Genomic DNA, 17,250 nt, shown 5'->3' with positions numbered 1-17,250 from the left:
GTCATCCTTATGCGTCAACGAAGCCGGTAATTTGGGAAACACGGGAGAGATCGATATTGCCGCCGGAAATAATGCAGACGGTTTTGCGTCCCTGAATATAATGGTCGAGCTTGCCGCTTAATAACGCCGCACAGGCCAGCGCACCCGCCCCTTCAGTCACCACTTTATTGCGCTGTATTAACGCAATCATGCTGTTGCGAATGTCATCTTCACTAACCAGCACAATGTCATCGACTAATTCGCGAACAATTTCGAAGGTTAAATTTCCCGGACGAGAAACATCGCAACCGTCGGCTAATGTGCCGGTCACGCGATGGCTTGTTATTTCTCCGGCCTGATACGATGCCGCCATGCCGTGAACGTTTTCCGACTGCACGCCAATAATATTAATGGTCGGGTTAATCGATTTTATGGCCGTTGCGATGCCGGCAATTAACCCGCCACCGCCGATCGGCACAATGACGTTATCCACGTCGTATAAATCTTCGAGAATTTCGAGGCCGATCGTGCCCTGACCGGCGATCACTTTCGGGTCATCGTAAGGCGGGATAAAAATACGCCCTTCCATCTCAACGATTTCGCTCACTTTGGCGATCGTGTCGTTGAAGTTCTCGCCGTGCAGCACCACTTCCGCCGAGTAGTCACGCGTGGCGGCAACTTTGGATTTTGGCGCGCCCATCGGCATCACCACTTTGCCGTCGATGCCGAGCATGGCACAGGAAAGGGAGACGCCCTGCGCATGGTTTCCCGCAGAGCAGGCCACAACCCCTTTACGTCTTTCAGCATCGGTCAGCGAGCTTAATTTATTGAACGCGCCGCGAATTTTGAAGGAGCCGGTACGCTGCATATTTTCAAACTTCAGAAAGATTTCACCCTTACAGCGTTCGCTGAGATAATTAGAGCGCGGCATGCCGGTTTTATATATCTTTCCTGCCAGTCGTTTTCTGGCGTCCTGAATATCTTCAATGGTTACCGGGAGATCGTAGGTAATATGCATAATATCCTCGTTATAATAATTCATTCTTTTCGGGCAAAGTCAGGGTATCAGAGCACAGCTAAAATAAGCTCTGGGGTGTTTTTCAAAAAATAGGCAGTACTTATTTGGAAATTAATTATTCATCGTCGTCGTTCACTGGTCAGTGACGCATATTGTTTTGCCAGCTCAACTAACACTGACGCTGATTTTTTAATTCTGTAATTTTTTGACCACACGGCGGCATAGCGTGCCACCGGTAATTCATCTTCTACTGGCAGTACAATAAACTGGTCTGAACCGAACGGCGCAATCATGTCGCGAGGGATCACCGTCAGGTAATCGGCATTCAGGACAAGGTTATAAATGGTGACGACGGAATCGGTCTGGACGATGTTTTCAATACTGATGTGGTTGTCTTGCAGAGTGGTCAGAAGTTCTTTGTAGTAGCCCATGTCGGTTTGCGGCATCACCCACTGCTCATGGGTGAGCGATGCCAGTGTCGTCGGGGCGGTGCACGTTCGTGATTTGCTGGCCACCAGCACAAATTCAGACTCGAACAGCGGCTCGACATGCAGATCCTGCAGCAGCATTTCATCACTCAGCGTGCCGATGGCAAAGTCCAGACGCCCGTCACGAATGGCCGGAAGGAAAGAAGAGAGCTGCGCTTCATACATGGAGACCCGCGCTTTCGGGAACACTTCCTTGAATTTTTTGATCATTTCAGAGAGGAACGTGAAGCCAATCAGCGACGGATAACCAAACGAGACGTCCATGACGGTGCTGAAACTGAGGCTGTTAATCTCGCTCACCATGTTTTTCATCTCACGGGTGATCGTCTCTGAGTACGAGAGCAGAACCTGGCCCGCCGCCGTTAGTTTTACGCCCGTGTTTTTACGCACCATTACTTCCACACCGAAGTAAGATTCGATGTCACTGATAATTTTGCTGACGGCGGGTTGCGTCAGACCCAGTTGTCTTGCTGCAGAACCTATGGAGCCACTTTTAATGACTTCCTGAAATACCACGAGGTGCTGTGTTTTCGGTAGAATAATAGTGTTCATAATATTCTGCGCTTATTTCCCTATGACGGGGTGAATTCTACTCAATATTGTTTCAGGGGGTATGTGCTGTTACTCACAATTTACCTTTTCGCACCATTACCAGGAACTACCGGACCCCACTAAAAACCCTTAAAATCAATAAAATACGACAAACCAAATACGCTATTACGCTGATATTGATCAACAAAAATGGCGGTAATAAATTTATTTTATGGCGATAACCCGGATAAATTTTTCTGCGTTTAAAAAATCAATAAAGACTATCTTTCAGGCAATTAAAGAACAATAAATAACCATTATGCATGTGAAACATTCTTTCAGTTTTTCGAAATTTACAGGCGTAATTTGGCAGAGGTTCGGGAAAGAGTGGAATACGTCACACATTCTTTGGGTGAATGTTTTTAATTTCAAAATATGCATATCAAATAAGAAAACATTCGGGATCATCCAGTTAACATTCATAACAAATTAATCATACTCAGAATTCAGGATTTTTTAGCGGTAAATTTTGTGATAACGATCAGGATTAGACAGCAGAGCGGCAATGAATGAAGAAAACAGTGAAATGTGCTTAATGTCGCAAATATGAGAATTGGTGTCGTTTGGGGAGTTGCCGGGTGGCGCTGCGTACATACCTCATTAAGCAAAAACCCCGCCGAAGCGGGGTTCTCTAAGAAGTTGAAGCTGACCGATAAGCCGCGTTCTTTCATAGAAAGCGGAGTGGACAGTCATTCATCTCTTTTAGCGCAGATAGCAAAAACCCCGCCGAAGCGGGGTTTTCAAAGAAGTTGAAGCTGACCGATAAGCCGGGTTCTGTCGTGGACAGTCATTCATCTAGGCCAGCAATCGCTCACTGGCTCAAGCAGCCTACCCGGGTTCAGTACGGGCCGTACCATGTGAACCCCTATTTGGCCTTGCTCCGGGTGGAGTTTACCGTGCCACGGACTGTTACCAGCCGCGCGGTGCGCTCTTACCGCACCCTTTCACCCTTACCTGATCCCACTTGCGTGGGCCATCGGCGGTTTGCTCTCTGTTGCACTGGTCGTGGGTTTCCCCCCCAGGCGTTACCTGGCACCCTGCCCTGTGGAGCCCGGACTTTCCTCCCCTTCGCCCGTCTCCACCCGAGGGTGGACGACGACGAAGCGGCGACTGTCTGGTCAGCTTCGGCGCGCAGTATAGTGGGTTTGCACGCCGCTGTCACCCTTGGTTGTGGGGAAGACGAAATTAGCGGGAGACTTCCACCTTCGCCAGTTTTTCGTAGTAGCACGCAATGGCACTGTGGTCGGCGGTGCCCAGACCGTCGGCGCGCAGCGCCTGCATCATCTCCATGACGGCGGCGGTCAGCGGCAGTTGGGCCCCTACGCCGTGAGAAGTGTCCAGCGCGTTAGCCAGATCTTTAATGTGCAGGTCGATACGGAAACCGGGTTTGAAGTTACGATCCATCACCATCGGCGCTTTAGCATCCAGCACCGTGCTGCCCGCCAGCCCACCGCGGATTGCCTGGTAAACCAGATCCGGGTTGACGCCCGCTTTGGTTGCCAGAGTGAGCGCCTCAGACATGGCGGCGATGTTCAGCGCCACAATCACCTGGTTTGCCAGCTTGGTCACGTTACCCGCGCCAATCTCCCCGGTGTGCACCACGGAACCGGCCATCGCTTTCATCAGATCGTAGTATTTGTCGAAAATCGCCTTGTCACCACCGACCATCACCGACAACGTGCCGTCGATGGCTTTCGGTTCACCGCCGCTCACCGGGGCATCGAGCATCTCGACGCCTTTCGCTTTCAGCGCCTCGCTGATTTCCCGGCTGGCCAGCGGTGCGATAGAGCTCATGTCGATCAACACCAGGCCCGGCTTCGCGCCGTCGATAATGCCGTTCTCACCCAGCGCGACCTCTTTTACATGGGGAGAGTTTGGCAGCATGGTGATAATGACATCGCACTGCTCGGCAATGGCTTTGGCTGTGGCGGCGGTTTCTGCGCCAGCCGCCATCACTTCGGCCACGGCCTGCGAATTATGGTCTGAAACCACCAGGGAGTATCCTGCTTTGATGAGGTTTTTACTCATTGGTTTGCCCATAATGCCCAGGCCAATAAAACCCACTTTCAGCGTCATAATCTGTTTTCCTCAAGATGGTTATTTTTTAAAAGCGTCCGCTAATTTCTGCGTCGCAGAACGGAATACGCCGAGGTCGCTGCCGACGGCAACGAAGGTCGCGCCCCACTCCAGATAGCGGCGTGCGTCTGCTTCAACCGGCGCCAGAATGCCACACGGTTTGCCGTGCGCTTTGGCGCGGGCAAAAATGTGCTGAATGGCGCGCTGCACATCCGGGTGACCCGCATTGCCCAGGTGCCCAAATGCGGCCGCCAGATCGCTTGGGCCGACGAAAATGCCGTCCACCCCCTCGGTGGCGGCGATGGCATCCACGTTGTCGACACCCTGCTGACTCTCAATCTGTACCAGAATGGTGATGTTGCTGTTGGACTGCGCAAAGTAGTCCGGTACGGTGCCAAACATGTTGGCGCGATGCGAAACGGAGACGCCGCGGATCCCTTCCGGTGGATAGCGTGTTGACGCCACGGCCTGTGCCGCCTCCTCCTGCGTTTCAACAAACGGGATCAGGAAGTTGTAGAAGCCGATATCCAGCAGGCGCTTGATGATCACCGGCTCGTTCGTGGGGACGCGGACCACCGGCGCGCTCTGGCTGCCTTTGAGCGCCATCAGCTGCGGAATAAAGGTGCTGATATCGTTCGGCGCATGCTCGCCATCCAGCACCAGCCAGTCGAACCCCGCCAGACCCAGCACTTCGGTGCTGATTGGGTTTGCCAGTGCGGACCAGCATCCAATTTGAATCTGGTGCGCCGCAAGCGCCGCTTTAAATTTATTTGGGAAGATAGCGTTATTCATCGTATTTACCTTTTTAATTCCGCAGCCCTGGTCAGTATATTTATTACCAGCGTTATATTTATTCTCTATTTCGGCGTGATAAAATCGTCATTCAGTATAATCTCCACTTTCCGGCAGCACATTGTTTTAATGCTCAAGTGTTACGCTCTGTTTCAATAATATTTTGAGCATATGCACAAACCACTGGGCGCTGATGCACAGAATCAGCCATTACTGGTTCGGGAGCGATCGCGATCACATTCTCACGCTCTGTCTCCTGACATGCTCTATTTTCGCAAGCTGCGTTTTTATTTTTGCCATAAGAAAATTGGCTGTATTAATTATCAGATTCTTTGCTGGAGAATATTGAACAATGGCCGACATTGAAATTCGACAAGCGTTGCCGACGGCGTTCTATATAAAAGTTCACGACACGGATAATGTGGCAATTATTGTGAACGACAATGGCTTAAAAGCCGGAACCCGCTTCCCGGATGGTCTGGAGCTGATTGAACATATTCCGCAGGGGCATAAAGTGGCGCTGGTGGATATCCCGGCCCAGGGTGAAATCGTGCGTTATGGTGAAGTCATTGGCTATGCCGTCCGTGCCATTCCGCAAGGCAGCTGGATTGATGAGTCTCTGGTTGAGCTGCCAGAAGCCCCACCGTTGAACACCCTGCCGCTGGCGACCCGCGTCCCGGAGCCGCTGCCACCGCTGGAAGGGTACACCTTTGATGGCTACCGCAACGCAGACGGGAGCGTGGGAACCAAAAACCTGCTCGGCATTACCACCAGCGTTCACTGTGTGGCAGGCGTGGTGGATTACGTGGTGAAACTCATCGAGCGCGATCTGCTGCCAAAGTACCCGAACGTTGATGGCGTGGTGGGGCTGAATCACCTTTATGGCTGCGGCGTGGCGATCAATGCCCCTGCGGCCGTGGTGCCAATCCGAACTATCCACAATATCGCCCTGAACCCGAACTTTGGTGGCGAAGTGATGGTGATAGGCCTGGGTTGTGAAAAACTACAGCCTGAGCGCCTGCTGCAGGGCACCGAGGATGTCAAAGCCATTCCGGCCGACGAGGCCAGCATTGTGCGTCTGCAGGACGAGCGCCACGTTGGTTTCCGTTCGATGGTTGACGATATCCTGCAGGTGGCAGAGCGTCATCTGGCTAAACTCAATATCCGTCAACGTGAGACCTGCCCGGCTTCCGAGCTGGTGATTGGTACACAATGCGGCGGCAGCGATGCGTTTTCCGGCGTGACCGCCAACCCGGCGGTGGGTTATGCCTCCGACCTGTTTGTTCGCTGCGGGGCCACGGTGATGTTCTCCGAAGTGACCGAAGTGCGTGACGCCATCCATCTGCTCACGCCGCGCGCCATCAACGAGGAGGTAGGCAAACGCCTGCTCGAAGAGATGGCCTGGTACGATAACTATCTTGATATGGGTAAAACCGACCGCAGCGCTAACCCGTCTCCGGGCAACAAAAAAGGGGGACTGGCGAACGTGGTGGAAAAAGCGCTTGGCTCAATCGCCAAATCCGGCCAGAGCGCCATTGTGGAAGTACTCTCGCCGGGCCAGCGCCCGACAAAACGCGGCCTGATCTACGCGGCAACGCCGGCCAGCGACTTCGTTTGCGGCACCCAGCAGGTGGCTTCCGGCATTACGGTGCAGGTCTTTACCACCGGACGCGGTACGCCGTACGGCCTGATGGCGGTGCCTGTGATAAAAATGGCGACCCGCACTGAGCTGGCTAACCGCTGGTATGACCTAATGGACATTAATGCAGGCACCATTGCCACAGGGGAAGAGAGTATAGAAGAGGTAGGCTGGAAGCTGTTCCACTTTATTCTGGATGTGGCGAGTGGTCGGAAGAAAACCTTCTCGGACCAGTGGGGGCTGCACAATCAGCTGGCGGTGTTTAACCCAGCTCCGGTGACGTGATAGCCCCTCACCCTGCCCTCTCCCCACAGGGGAGAGGGTAAAAACCGCACCGAGCAGTCCCCTCTCCCCTGTGGGGAGAGGGTTAGGGTGGGGGAGAAACTACCCTTTCACCAGCACCACATCGATCCCGCTTTTACGCAACCCATCCAGGCTCTCCGCCGGAATGCCTTCGTCGACAATAATCATATCAATCCGTTGTGTATCAATGATTTTATGCAGGCTTGAGCGGTTAAATTTGCTGGAGTCGGTCACGACAATAATACGCTCTGCCACTTCGCACATCCGGCGGTTGAGGCGCGCCTCGTCTTCATTGTGCGTGCTCACGCCGCGATCGAGATCGATGGCGTCAACGCCCAGGAACAAAAGATCGAAGTGATAATTTTGTAATGACTGCTCCGCCTGGTCGCCATAAAAGGATTGCGACTGTCGGCGCAGATGCCCGCCTGTCATCAGCAGCTCCACTCCTTCCGCTTCCAGCAAAGCGTTCGCGACGTTCATGCCATTGGTCATGGCAATCACATCCGTGTGCTGGCGCAGCATTCGGGCAATTTCAAACGTTGTGGTACCCGAATCCAGAATGATGCGATGCCCTGGCTTTACCAGTTCTGCGGCAACCTTCGCGATACTGCGCTTCACGGCAGTATTCAGCGAGCTTTTATCTTCTACGGAGGGTTCAGCGCCCGGCACATTGCCTTCGCAAATCAACGCGCCGCCATAGGCGCGAACGGCGATACCTTGCTTCTCCAGAAAAGCCAGATCGTTGCGGATCGTTACTGTCGACACACCGTATAAATGGGAAAGATCGTTAACCTGTACGCTTCCCTGCGCCCGCAACCGCTGAATGATCTGCTCTCGCCTTTCACTGGTGCCGGTGATGCGCTTTTCCGCGGAGGAATCAGTGCTGCTCATACGCGATCCTTTATAAATAAACTTTCGTTTCATTTCGTTTTGCCTATTAAGGCCTTTCTTTTAGGGGAATGCAAGCTCCATCTGCCGTTCTTACCCTCCCCTTCCCGACGCTGAAACCTTTCATTGCGTTTCTTTTGTGAAACAGATCGGAAAACCATTATCTTTCGTTTTATTTTTATACCACCATAATGCAGTATCAAATGAAACAAAACGAAAGATGAATACCATCACCATCCGAAATGGAGAGGAAAGTGAAACATCTGACTGATATGGTGGAACAACATAAACGGGGGAATTCAAACGGGATTTATGCCGTCTGTTCCGCACATCCATTAGTACTTGAAGCTGCAATTCGTTACGCCCATTCGCAACAAACGCCGCTGCTAATTGAAGCCACCTCAAACCAGGTCGATCAGTTTGGCGGTTACACCGGCATGACGCCCACCGACTTTTACGGGTTCGTCCGCAAGCTGGCGGACTCTCTTGGCTTCCCCGCGTCACAGCTGATCCTCGGCGGCGACCACTTGGGGCCAAACCGCTGGCAACACCTGCCCGCGCAGGAAGCGATGGCAAATGCTGACGATCTTATCAAAAGCTATGTCGCAGCCGGGTTCAAAAAGATCCACCTCGACTGCAGTATGTCCTGCGAGGATGATCCGGTTCCTTTGACCGACGCGATTGTCGCCGAACGCGCGGCACGTCTGGCAAAAGTCGCCGAGAAGACCTGCCGTGAACAGTTTGGTGAATCCGATCTGGTCTATGTCATTGGCACTGAAGTCCCCGTGCCGGGTGGCGCACACGAAACGCTTACCGAGCTTGAAGTCACCACGCCTGACGCGGCTCGCGCGACGCTTGAGGCGCATCGTCATGCGTTCGAAAAGGAAGGGGTAGGTGACATCTGGCCACGCATTATTGGCCTGGTGGTTCAGCCTGGCGTGGAGTTCGACCATGCGCACGTCTGTGACTACCAGCCGCAAAAAGCCCATTCCCTGAGCACCATGGTTGAAGCCTACGATACGCTGGTTTTTGAAGCGCACTCTACCGACTACCAGACGCCACAGGCGCTTCGCCAGCTGGTAAAGGACCACTTCGCCATTTTAAAAGTTGGCCCGGCCCTCACCTTCACTCTGCGCGAGGCACTCTTTGCGCTGGCTGCCATAGAAGAGGAGCTGCTGCCAGCGAAAGCCAGCTCGGGCCTGCGTCACGTGCTGGAAAACGTGATGCTCGATCGGCCGGAATACTGGCAAAGCCACTACCATGGCGACAGCAACGCACGCCGCCTGGCGCGCGGCTACAGCTACTCTGACCGCGTACGCTACTACTGGCCGGACAGCCAGATTGACGATGCCTTTGAACGTTTGGTGCGTAACCTGGCGGACGAACCGCTACCGTTGCCGCTGATTAGCCAGTATCTGCCGTTGCAGTACAGCAAAGTTCGCGAGGGGGCTCTCAAGTCAACGCCGCGAGAACTCATCATCAACCACATTCAGGACATACTTCAGCAGTACCACGCCGCCTGCGAAGGCGTAACGACTCAGCATGCATAATTAAAAAGAGGAAAAAGCTATGCCAAACATTGTCTTATGCCGAATTGATGAACGTCTGATCCACGGTCAGGTGGGCGTGCAATGGGTGGGGTTCGCGGGGGCGAACCTGGTACTGGTCGCGAATGACGAGGTGGCAGAGGATCCGGTTCAACAGAACCTGATGGAAATGGTGCTCGCGGAGGGGATCGCCGTGCGTTTCTGGTCTTTGCAAAAAGTGATCGACAACATTCATCGCGCCGCTGATCGCCAGAAAATTCTACTGGTCTGTAAATCTCCCGCTGATTTTCTGAAGCTGGTTGAAGGGGGCGTGCCCATCACCCGTATCAACGTAGGAAACATGCACTACGCCAGTGGCAAACGACAAATTGCCAAAACGGTATCTGTAGACGCGGACGACATCGCCGCCTTCAACGGCCTGAAAGCGGCCGGGGTGGAATGCTTCGTTCAGGGCGTTCCAACAGAGACTGCTTTGGATCTCTTTAAACTGCTTTGAGGGATTCACAATGGAAATCAGTCTGTTGCAGGCTTTCGCGCTGGGGCTTCTCGCCTTTATCGCGGGTCTGGATATGTTTAATGGCTTAACACACATGCACCGTCCGGTCGTACTTGGGCCGCTGGTTGGCCTGATCCTTGGCGATCTGCACACCGGGATTTTAACCGGCGGGACGTTAGAGCTGGTCTGGATGGGTCTGGCACCGCTCGCGGGCGCACAGCCGCCAAACGTCATTATCGGCACCATCGTCGGGACCACGTTTGCCATCACCACAGGCGTGAAACCGGATGTCGCCGTTGGGGTCGCCGTGCCGTTTGCCGTCGCGGTACAGATGGGAATTACCTTCCTCTTCTCGGTAATGTCCGGTGTGATGTCCCGCTGCGATCGCATGGCGGCTAATGCAGATACTAACGGCATTGAACGGGTTAACTATCTGGCTCTGCTGGCACTCGGCCTCTTCTATTTCTTGTGCGCGTTTCTGCCCATTTACTTTGGTGCGGAACACGCGAAAACCGCCATTGATGTTCTGCCGGCGCGTCTGATTGACGGCCTTGGCGTCGCAGGCGGCATCATGCCTGCCATTGGCTTTGCCGTGCTGCTCAAAATCATGATGAAAAACGTCTACATCCCCTACTTCATTATCGGTTTTGTCGCCGCGGCCTGGCTCAAGCTTCCGGTGCTGGCGATTGCCGCTGCCGCGCTGGCCATGGCTTTGATAGACCTGATGCGTAAATCACCTGAACCGGCGGCACCAGCGGCCCAGAAAGAGGAATTAGAAGATGGCATCTAATCACACAACATTACCGGGCGTGTCTGAAAGCGAAGAGACGCTGCTGACCGGCGTCAATGAAAACGTCTACGAAGACCAGAGCATCGGTGCAGAACTGACGAAAAAGGACATCAACCGCGTCGCCTGGCGTTCTATGCTGCTGCAGGCCTCATTCAACTATGAACGTATGCAGGCCTCCGGCTGGCTTTACGGGTTACTGCCTGCGTTGAAAAAGATCCATACCAACAAGCGCGATCTGGCACGCGCCATGAAAGGCCATATGGGGTTCTTTAATACCCACCCGTTCCTGGTGACCTTTGTTATCGGCATTATTCTGGCGATGGAACGCTCCAAACAGGATGTAAACAGTATTCAGAGCACCAAAATTGCCGTCGGTGCGCCGCTTGGCGGCATTGGTGACGCCATGTTCTGGCTGACTCTGTTGCCGATCTGCGGCGGTATCGGCGCCAGCCTGGCGCTGCAAGGTTCGATTCTGGGTGCGGTGGTGTTTATCGTGCTGTTTAACGTTGTGCATCTCGGCCTGCGCTTTGGCCTGGCGCATTACGCTTACCGGATGGGCGTCGCAGCCATTCCGTTGATCAAAGCCAATACTAAAAAGGTCGGCCATGCGGCTTCCATTGTCGGGATGACGGTGATCGGTGCGCTGGTGGCAACCTATGTTCGTCTCAATACCACGCTCGAAATCAAAGCCGGGGATGCGGTCGTCAAACTGCAGGCTGACGTTATCGATAAGCTGATGCCCGCGTTTCTGCCGCTGGTCTACACCCTGACCATGTTCTGGCTGGTGCGTCGTGGCTGGAGCCCGCTGCGGCTGATTGGTATCACCGTGGTGTTGGGTGTTGTCGGTAAATTCTGTCACTTCCTGTAAACGCAAAGAGGTTGCGATGTTAGGCATTATTTTGACGGGTCACGGCGGTTTTGCCAGCGGGCTTGAGCAGGCTATGAAGCAGATCCTGGGCGAGCAGCCGCAGTTTATCGCCATCGATTTTCCTGAAACTTCCACCACCGCGCGGCTGACCGCGCAGCTTGAGCAGGCGGTGAGCGAGCTCGACGCCCGGCACGATATAGTGTTCCTTACCGATCTGCTGGGCGGGACCCCGTTTCGCGTTGCTTCTATGCTCGCCATGAAAAGACCGGGCAGCGAAGTGATCACCGGTACCAACCTGCAATTGCTGCTGGAAATGGTGCTGGAGCGCGATGGATTAACCAGCGAAGCGTTTCGTCTGCAGGCGCTGGAGTGTGGCCACCGCGGTCTGACGAGCCTGGTAGATGAGCTTGGCCGCTGTCGCGAGGAAGCGCCCGCAGAGGAAGGAATATGAGCCAACTGCTGCGCGCGCGACAGGTGCTGACCGAACAAGGCTGGCTGGATGACCACCAGCTTCGTTTTGAGGACGGCATTATCGCAGCGATTGAACCCATCCCCGCAGGCGTTCACGCCCGCGATGCCGATAAGCTTTGCCCGGCATTCATTGATATTCACGTTCATGGTGGCATGGGTGTGGATGTGATGGATGACGCCCCCGATGCGCTGGATGTTTTGGCTCTCCATAAAGCACGTGAAGGCGTCGGGGCATTTTTGCCCACGACGGTCACCGCGCCGCTGGAGGCGATTCACGGCGCACTCACGCGGATCGCCCGACGCTGTCAGTCAGGCGGCCCTGGCGCGCAGATTCTGGGCAGCTATCTGGAGGGCCCGTACTTTACCCCGCAGAACAAAGGGGCGCATCCACCCGCGCTGTTTCGGGAACTGGATATCGCCGAGCTGGACGCGTTGATTGCGGTATCACACAACACGCTGAAGGTGGTGGCACTGGCACCGGAAAAACCCGGCGCGCTACAGGCCATTCGCCACCTGAAGCAGCGGGGTATCCGTGTGATGCTGGGCCACAGTGGCGCCACGTACGAGCAAACCCTTGCCGCCTTTGACGCCGGTGCAGACGGGCTGGTGCACTGCTTTAACGGTATGACGGGGCTGCATCACAGAGCGCCGGGTATGGTCGGTGCCGGGCTGACGGACAAACGGGCGTGGCTGGAGCTTATTGCCGACGGTCATCATGTTCATCCGGGCGCCATGCGTGTATGCAGCTGCTGTGCGAAGGATCGCGTGGTGCTGATTACCGATGCCATGCAGGCGGCAGGTATGCCGGACGGGCGGTATATGCTCTGTGGCGAAGAGGTCACAATGCACCACGGCGTGGTAAAAACCGCCTCTGGCGGGCTGGCGGGAAGCACGCTGTCGCTGGATGCCGCCGTCAGGCATATGGTGGAACATGCGGGTGTGACAGCAGAAGAGGCCATTCATATGGCTTCGCTGCATCCTGCCCGCCTGCTGGGCAGTGATCATCAGCTTGGCTCCTTAACGCCAGGGAAACGCGCCAATATTATTGCGCTGGATGACGGTTTACACCTTCAGCAGATCTGGATTCAGGGCCAGGCTCTCCCTCTTTAGCCCTTTTATTGTGTCTCCTTTTGGCTTTATGGCGTCAAACCGTAAGGCCTTTCTTTTCCTTTCCTTAATTTTACCCTTTCCTTTCGCGATCACACTTTTCGTTTTATTTCTTTTCTTTCGTTGAACTTTCGATTTCTTTTCTATAGATTTTATTTAACTGCTTAAGTGAACAAGTGAAACGAAACGAAAGATAGCGACACATTTGCCAGCGTCTGATGTGGAATTCACACGACTAAGGACTGAGTTATGCCACAGATCACTCCCACCGCCACAACCGGCACCTGGACCGAAGAAGAGATCCGCCAGCAGCCTGCCAGCTGGATCCGCTCGCTCCACAACATCGATAATTTGCGTTCCTCGATTGACAGTTTCCTGACGCCACTGCTGCGTAAGCACGATCTGCGGATCGTACTGACCGGCGCAGGCACGTCCGCGTTTATAGGCGATATCATTGCGCCATGGCTTGCGAGCCACACCGGGAAAAACATCTCCGCCGTACCGACAACCGATCTGGTCACGAACCCGATGGATTACTTCAGCCCTGCACATCCGCTGCTGCTGATCTCATTTGCCCGTTCCGGTAACAGCCCTGAAAGCGTCGCCGCCGTTGAGCTGGCTAATCAGTTCGTGCCGGAGTGCTACCATCTGTCGATCACCTGTAACGAGGCGGGAAACCTGTATCAGAGCGCTATCGACAGTGATAACGCCTGTGCCCTGCTGATGCCTGCCGAAACGCACGATCGCGGTTTCGCGATGACCAGCAGTATCACCACCATGATGGCAAGCTGCCTGGCCGTATTCGCGCCAGAGACGATCAACAGCAACACCTTCCGCGACGTGGCCGATCGCTGTCAGGCGATCCTCACCTCACTTGGTGATTTCCGCCATGGCGTATTTGGTAACGAGCCCTGGAAACGGATCGTCTACCTGGGAAGCGGTGGCCTGCAGGGGGCGGCGCGGGAATCGGCGCTGAAGGTACTGGAACTGACCGCGGGCAAGCTGGCGGCATTCTACGATTCCCCAACGGGGTTCCGTCACGGGCCTAAGTCGCTGGTAGATAACGAAACGCTGGTGGTGGTGTTTATCTCCAGCCATCCGTATACGCGTCAGTACGATCTGGATCTTCTGGCGGAATTGCGTCGCGATCGCCAGGCCCTGCGCGTTGTCGCCATCGCCGCTGAAAACGATCCGGTGATTGAAGCGGGCCCGCACATCCTGCTGCCGCCTTCACGCCCGTTTATTGATATGGAACAGGCGTTCTGCTTCCTGATGTACGCCCAGGTCTTTGCACTGTCCCAGTCCCTCAGCGTGGGCAATACACCCGATACGCCATCCGCCAGCGGCACGGTCAACCGCGTGGTACAGGGCGTTGTTATTCATCCGTGGCAGGCTTAAGAGGATCGCATCATGAGCATTATCTCAACGAAATATCTTCTGCAGGACGCACAGGCAAAAGGCTACGCCGTACCGGCGTTTAACATCCACAACGCAGAGACGATCCAGGCGATCCTCGAAGTGTGTAGCGAGATGCGATCGCCAGTGATCCTCGCAGGCACGCCGGGCACGTTCAAACATATTGCCCTGGAAGAGATCTACGCCCTGTGCAGCGCATATTCATTAACCTACGACATGCCGCTGGCGCTGCATCTCGATCATCACGAATCCCTCGACGATATTCGTCGCAAGGTTACCGCTGGCGTGCGTAGCGCGATGATCGACGGCAGCCACTATCCGTTTGAACAAAACGTGAAGCTGGTGAAATCGGTAGTCGATTTCTGTCACCTCAACGACTGTAGCGTCGAGGCTGAGCTGGGCCGTCTGGGCGGCGTGGAAGATGACATGAGCGTCGACGCGGAGAGTGCATTTCTCACCGACCCGCAGGAAGCGAAACGCTTTGTCGAACTGACCGGCGTCGATAGCCTCGCCGTCGCCATCGGCACCGCACATGGCCTGTATACCAAACGCCCTAAAATTGACTTCCAGCGCCTGGCCGAAATCCGTGAAGTGGTCACCGTGCCGCTGGTGCTGCACGGTGCGAGCGATGTGCCGGATGAGGATGTACGTCGCACCATCGCGCTGGGTGTGTGCAAAGTCAACGTGGCGACCGAGCTGAAAATCGCCTTCTCTGACGCAGTGAAAGCCTGGTTTGCTGAAAACCCACAGGGTAACGATCCGCGTTTTTATATGCGGGTCGGAATGGATGCCATGAAAGAGGTGGTCAGAAGCAAGATTACCGTGTGTGGCTCGGCAAACCGCTTGCTGCTTCCGGCAGAAGCCTGATGAAAAAGGATCTTACCCTGATGAAAAAAATCCTCCCCCTATCCATGCTTGCCCTGGGTGTTTCCCATAGCGCGATAGCAGCGAATTACACCCTTAATAACGACAACATTGCCCTGTCATTTGATGACGCGAACTCGACGGTCGTGGTGAAGGACACCAGGGCTAATCATCCGCTGACGCCGCAGGAACTGTTCTTTCTGACGCTGCCGGACGAGACTAAAATTCACACGACGGATTTTAAGGTCAAACATGTCGAAAAACAGGACAGTGGTATTGTCGTCGACTTCACCCATCCTGACTTTAACGTGACGGTGAAGCTGAACCTGGTGAAGGGCAAATACGCCAGCATCGACTACACCATCGCCGCCGTCGGGCAGCCTCGGGATGTGGCGAAAATCACCTTCTTCCCGACCAAAAAGCAGGCTCAGGCACCTTACGTAGATGGGGCAATTAACAGCTCGCCGATTATTGCAGACTCGTTCTTTATCCTGCCGGATAAACCCATCGTTAACACGTACGCCTATGAAGCGACGACCAACCTCAACGTGGAGCTGAAAACCCCCATTCAGCCGGCAACCCCGGTCAGCTACACCACCTACTTCGGTACCTTCCCGGAGACCAGCCAACTGCGCCGTAGCGTAAACCAGTTTATCGATGCCGTGCGTCCGCGTCCGTATAAACCTTACTTACACTACAACAGCTGGATGGACATCGGCTTCTTTACCCCGTACTCCGAGCAGGATGTGCTGGGGCGGATGGACGAATGGAACAAGGAGTTTATTGCCGGGCGGGGTGTCGCGCTGGATGCTTTCCTGCTTGACGATGGCTGGGATGACCTTACCGGGCGCTGGCTGTTCGGCCCGGCTTTCAGCAAAGGTTTTGGCAAGGTACGGGAGAAAGCAGACAGCCTGCACAGCTCTGTTGGCCTGTGGCTCTCGCCATGGGGCGGATATAACAAACCGCGCGATACGCGCGTCTCGCATGCAAAAGAGTACGGTTTCGAAACGGTAGACGGGAAGCTGGCGCTGTCAGGCCCGAACTATTTTAAGAACTTTAATGAGCAGATCGTTAAGCTGATAAAAAACGAGCACATTACCTCGTTTAAACTGGACGGCATGGGCAACGCCAACTCGCACATCAAAGGCAGCCCGTTCGCCTCGGATTTTGACGCCTCTATTGCACTGCTGCATAACATGCGCAGCGCCAATCCGAATCTGTTTATCAACCTGACGACCGGTACCAATGCCAGCCCATCCTGGCTGTTCTACGCTGATTCCATCTGGCGTCAGGGTGACGATATCAACCTGTACGGCCCCGGCACGCCGGTTCAGCAGTGGATGACCTATCGCGATGCGGAGACGTATCGCTCTATTGTGCGTAAAGGTCCGCTGTTCCCGCTGAACTCCCTGATGTATCACGGGATCGTCAGCGCGGAGAATGCGTATTACGGTCTGGAGAAGGTGCAAACGGACAGTGATTTTGCTGACCAGGTCTGGAGCTACTTCGCCACCGGCACCCAGTTGCAGGAGCTGTATATCACCCCTTCAATGCTCAACAAGGCGAAGTGGGATACCCTGGCGCAGGCTGCCAAATGGTCCCGGGATAACGCCAGCGTGCTGGTGGATACCCACTGGATTGGCGGAGACCCAACGGCGCTTGAGATCTACGGCTGGGCGTCGTGGAATCAAGACAAAGCCATTTTTGGTTTACGAAACCCGTCGGATAAGCCGCAAAGCTATTATCTGGATTTGACGAAAGATTTCGAAATCCCGACCGGAGATGCGACGCCGTTTAGCCTGAAAGCGGTCTATGGCAGTAACGCCACGATACCGGCAGAGTATAAAAACGCGGTGGTGATTACCCTCAAACCGCTGGAAACGCTGGTGTTTGAGGCGATGCCAGAAAAATAAAACG

Annotated in this window: 15 protein-coding genes and 1 other RNA gene; 10 read left to right on the top strand and 6 right to left on the bottom strand. The window is 54.5% G+C overall.

Going from position 1 to position 17,250, the window contains the following annotated elements:
- Positions 1-7: 7 nt before the first annotated feature.
- The 5 genes from tdcB to garL form a co-directional block, all read right to left on the bottom strand.
- Positions 8-997: a bifunctional threonine ammonia-lyase/L-serine ammonia-lyase TdcB gene (gene tdcB, locus NQ842_RS03990; RefSeq protein WP_047361524.1), complete on the bottom strand. Its 990-nt coding sequence runs from the start codon at positions 995-997 to the stop codon at positions 8-10.
- A 119-nt stretch (positions 998-1,116) separates the two neighbouring features.
- On the bottom strand, positions 1,117-2,037 hold the full coding sequence (gene tdcA, locus NQ842_RS03985; protein ID WP_014833403.1) for a transcriptional regulator TdcA: 921 nt from the start codon (positions 2,035-2,037) through the stop codon (positions 1,117-1,119).
- 786 nt (positions 2,038-2,823) lie between these two features.
- Positions 2,824-3,202, bottom strand: an RNA gene (rnpB, locus tag NQ842_RS03980) — RNase P RNA component class A.
- A gap of 59 nt (positions 3,203-3,261) precedes the next feature.
- On the bottom strand, positions 3,262-4,152 hold the full coding sequence (gene garR, locus NQ842_RS03975; RefSeq protein WP_046887350.1) for a 2-hydroxy-3-oxopropionate reductase: 891 nt from the start codon (positions 4,150-4,152) through the stop codon (positions 3,262-3,264).
- Positions 4,153-4,173: 21 nt separating this feature from the next.
- A complete protein-coding gene (gene garL, locus NQ842_RS03970) occupies positions 4,174-4,944 on the bottom strand; it encodes a 2-dehydro-3-deoxyglucarate aldolase (protein WP_013098883.1) in 771 nt (256 codons plus the stop codon).
- Between the two features lie 352 nt (positions 4,945-5,296).
- Between garL and garD the strand changes: the two genes are divergently transcribed.
- The gene (garD, locus tag NQ842_RS03965) at positions 5,297-6,868 is read left to right on the top strand and encodes a galactarate dehydratase (protein WP_257256515.1); all 1,572 of its coding nucleotides are present in this window, start codon (positions 5,297-5,299) and stop codon (positions 6,866-6,868) included.
- A 99-nt stretch (positions 6,869-6,967) separates the two neighbouring features.
- On the opposite strand, the gene NQ842_RS03960 is transcribed toward garD, so the two are convergent.
- Positions 6,968-7,777: a DeoR family transcriptional regulator gene (locus NQ842_RS03960; RefSeq protein ID WP_047361225.1), complete on the bottom strand. Its 810-nt coding sequence runs from the start codon at positions 7,775-7,777 to the stop codon at positions 6,968-6,970.
- Positions 7,778-8,016: 239 nt separating this feature from the next.
- Between NQ842_RS03960 and kbaZ the strand changes: the two genes are divergently transcribed.
- The 9 genes from kbaZ (at position 8,017) to NQ842_RS03915 (ending at position 17,246) form a co-directional block, all read left to right on the top strand.
- A complete protein-coding gene (gene kbaZ / locus NQ842_RS03955) occupies positions 8,017-9,324 on the top strand; it encodes a tagatose-bisphosphate aldolase subunit KbaZ (RefSeq protein ID WP_257256514.1) in 1,308 nt (435 codons plus the stop codon).
- 19 nt (positions 9,325-9,343) lie between these two features.
- Positions 9,344-9,817, top strand: a complete 474-nt coding sequence (agaV, locus tag NQ842_RS03950; RefSeq protein WP_014833406.1) for a PTS N-acetylgalactosamine transporter subunit IIB — start codon at positions 9,344-9,346, stop codon at positions 9,815-9,817.
- A 10-nt stretch (positions 9,818-9,827) separates the two neighbouring features.
- Positions 9,828-10,607, top strand: coding sequence for a PTS N-acetylgalactosamine transporter subunit IIC (gene agaW / locus NQ842_RS03945; RefSeq protein WP_257256513.1), 780 nt, complete (start codon positions 9,828-9,830; stop codon positions 10,605-10,607).
- Complete coding sequence (gene agaE, locus NQ842_RS03940; RefSeq protein WP_013098890.1) at positions 10,597-11,475, top strand: PTS N-acetylgalactosamine transporter subunit IID; 879 nt, start codon at positions 10,597-10,599, stop codon at positions 11,473-11,475. Before agaW ends, agaE begins: the two co-directional genes overlap by 11 nt.
- 16 nt (positions 11,476-11,491) lie before the next feature.
- Positions 11,492-11,926 (top strand): PTS galactosamine/N-acetylgalactosamine transporter subunit IIA, encoded by a 435-nt coding sequence (gene agaF, locus NQ842_RS03935; protein ID WP_014833408.1) that lies wholly within the window; start codon positions 11,492-11,494, stop codon positions 11,924-11,926.
- On the top strand, positions 11,923-13,056 hold the full coding sequence (nagA, locus tag NQ842_RS03930) for an N-acetylglucosamine-6-phosphate deacetylase (RefSeq protein WP_257256511.1): 1,134 nt from the start codon (positions 11,923-11,925) through the stop codon (positions 13,054-13,056). Before agaF ends, nagA begins: the two co-directional genes overlap by 4 nt.
- Before the next feature lie 246 nt (positions 13,057-13,302).
- Positions 13,303-14,451 (top strand): SIS domain-containing protein, encoded by a 1,149-nt coding sequence (locus NQ842_RS03925; RefSeq protein ID WP_046887346.1) that lies wholly within the window; start codon positions 13,303-13,305, stop codon positions 14,449-14,451.
- 12 nt (positions 14,452-14,463) lie between these two features.
- Positions 14,464-15,336, top strand: coding sequence for a tagatose-bisphosphate aldolase subunit KbaY (kbaY, locus tag NQ842_RS03920; protein WP_014833411.1), 873 nt, complete (start codon positions 14,464-14,466; stop codon positions 15,334-15,336).
- Between the two features lie 20 nt (positions 15,337-15,356).
- A complete protein-coding gene (locus NQ842_RS03915; RefSeq protein WP_257256901.1) occupies positions 15,357-17,246 on the top strand; it encodes an enterotoxin in 1,890 nt (629 codons plus the stop codon).
- The last annotated feature ends 4 nt before the right edge of the window (positions 17,247-17,250 follow it).

The organism is Enterobacter cloacae complex sp. R_G8 (assembly GCF_024599795.1).
GTDB classification, from domain to species: domain Bacteria; phylum Pseudomonadota; class Gammaproteobacteria; order Enterobacterales; family Enterobacteriaceae; genus Enterobacter; species Enterobacter dissolvens.
Note: the sequence above shows the minus strand (reverse complement) of the source record. Positions and strands in the feature narration are given on the sequence as shown.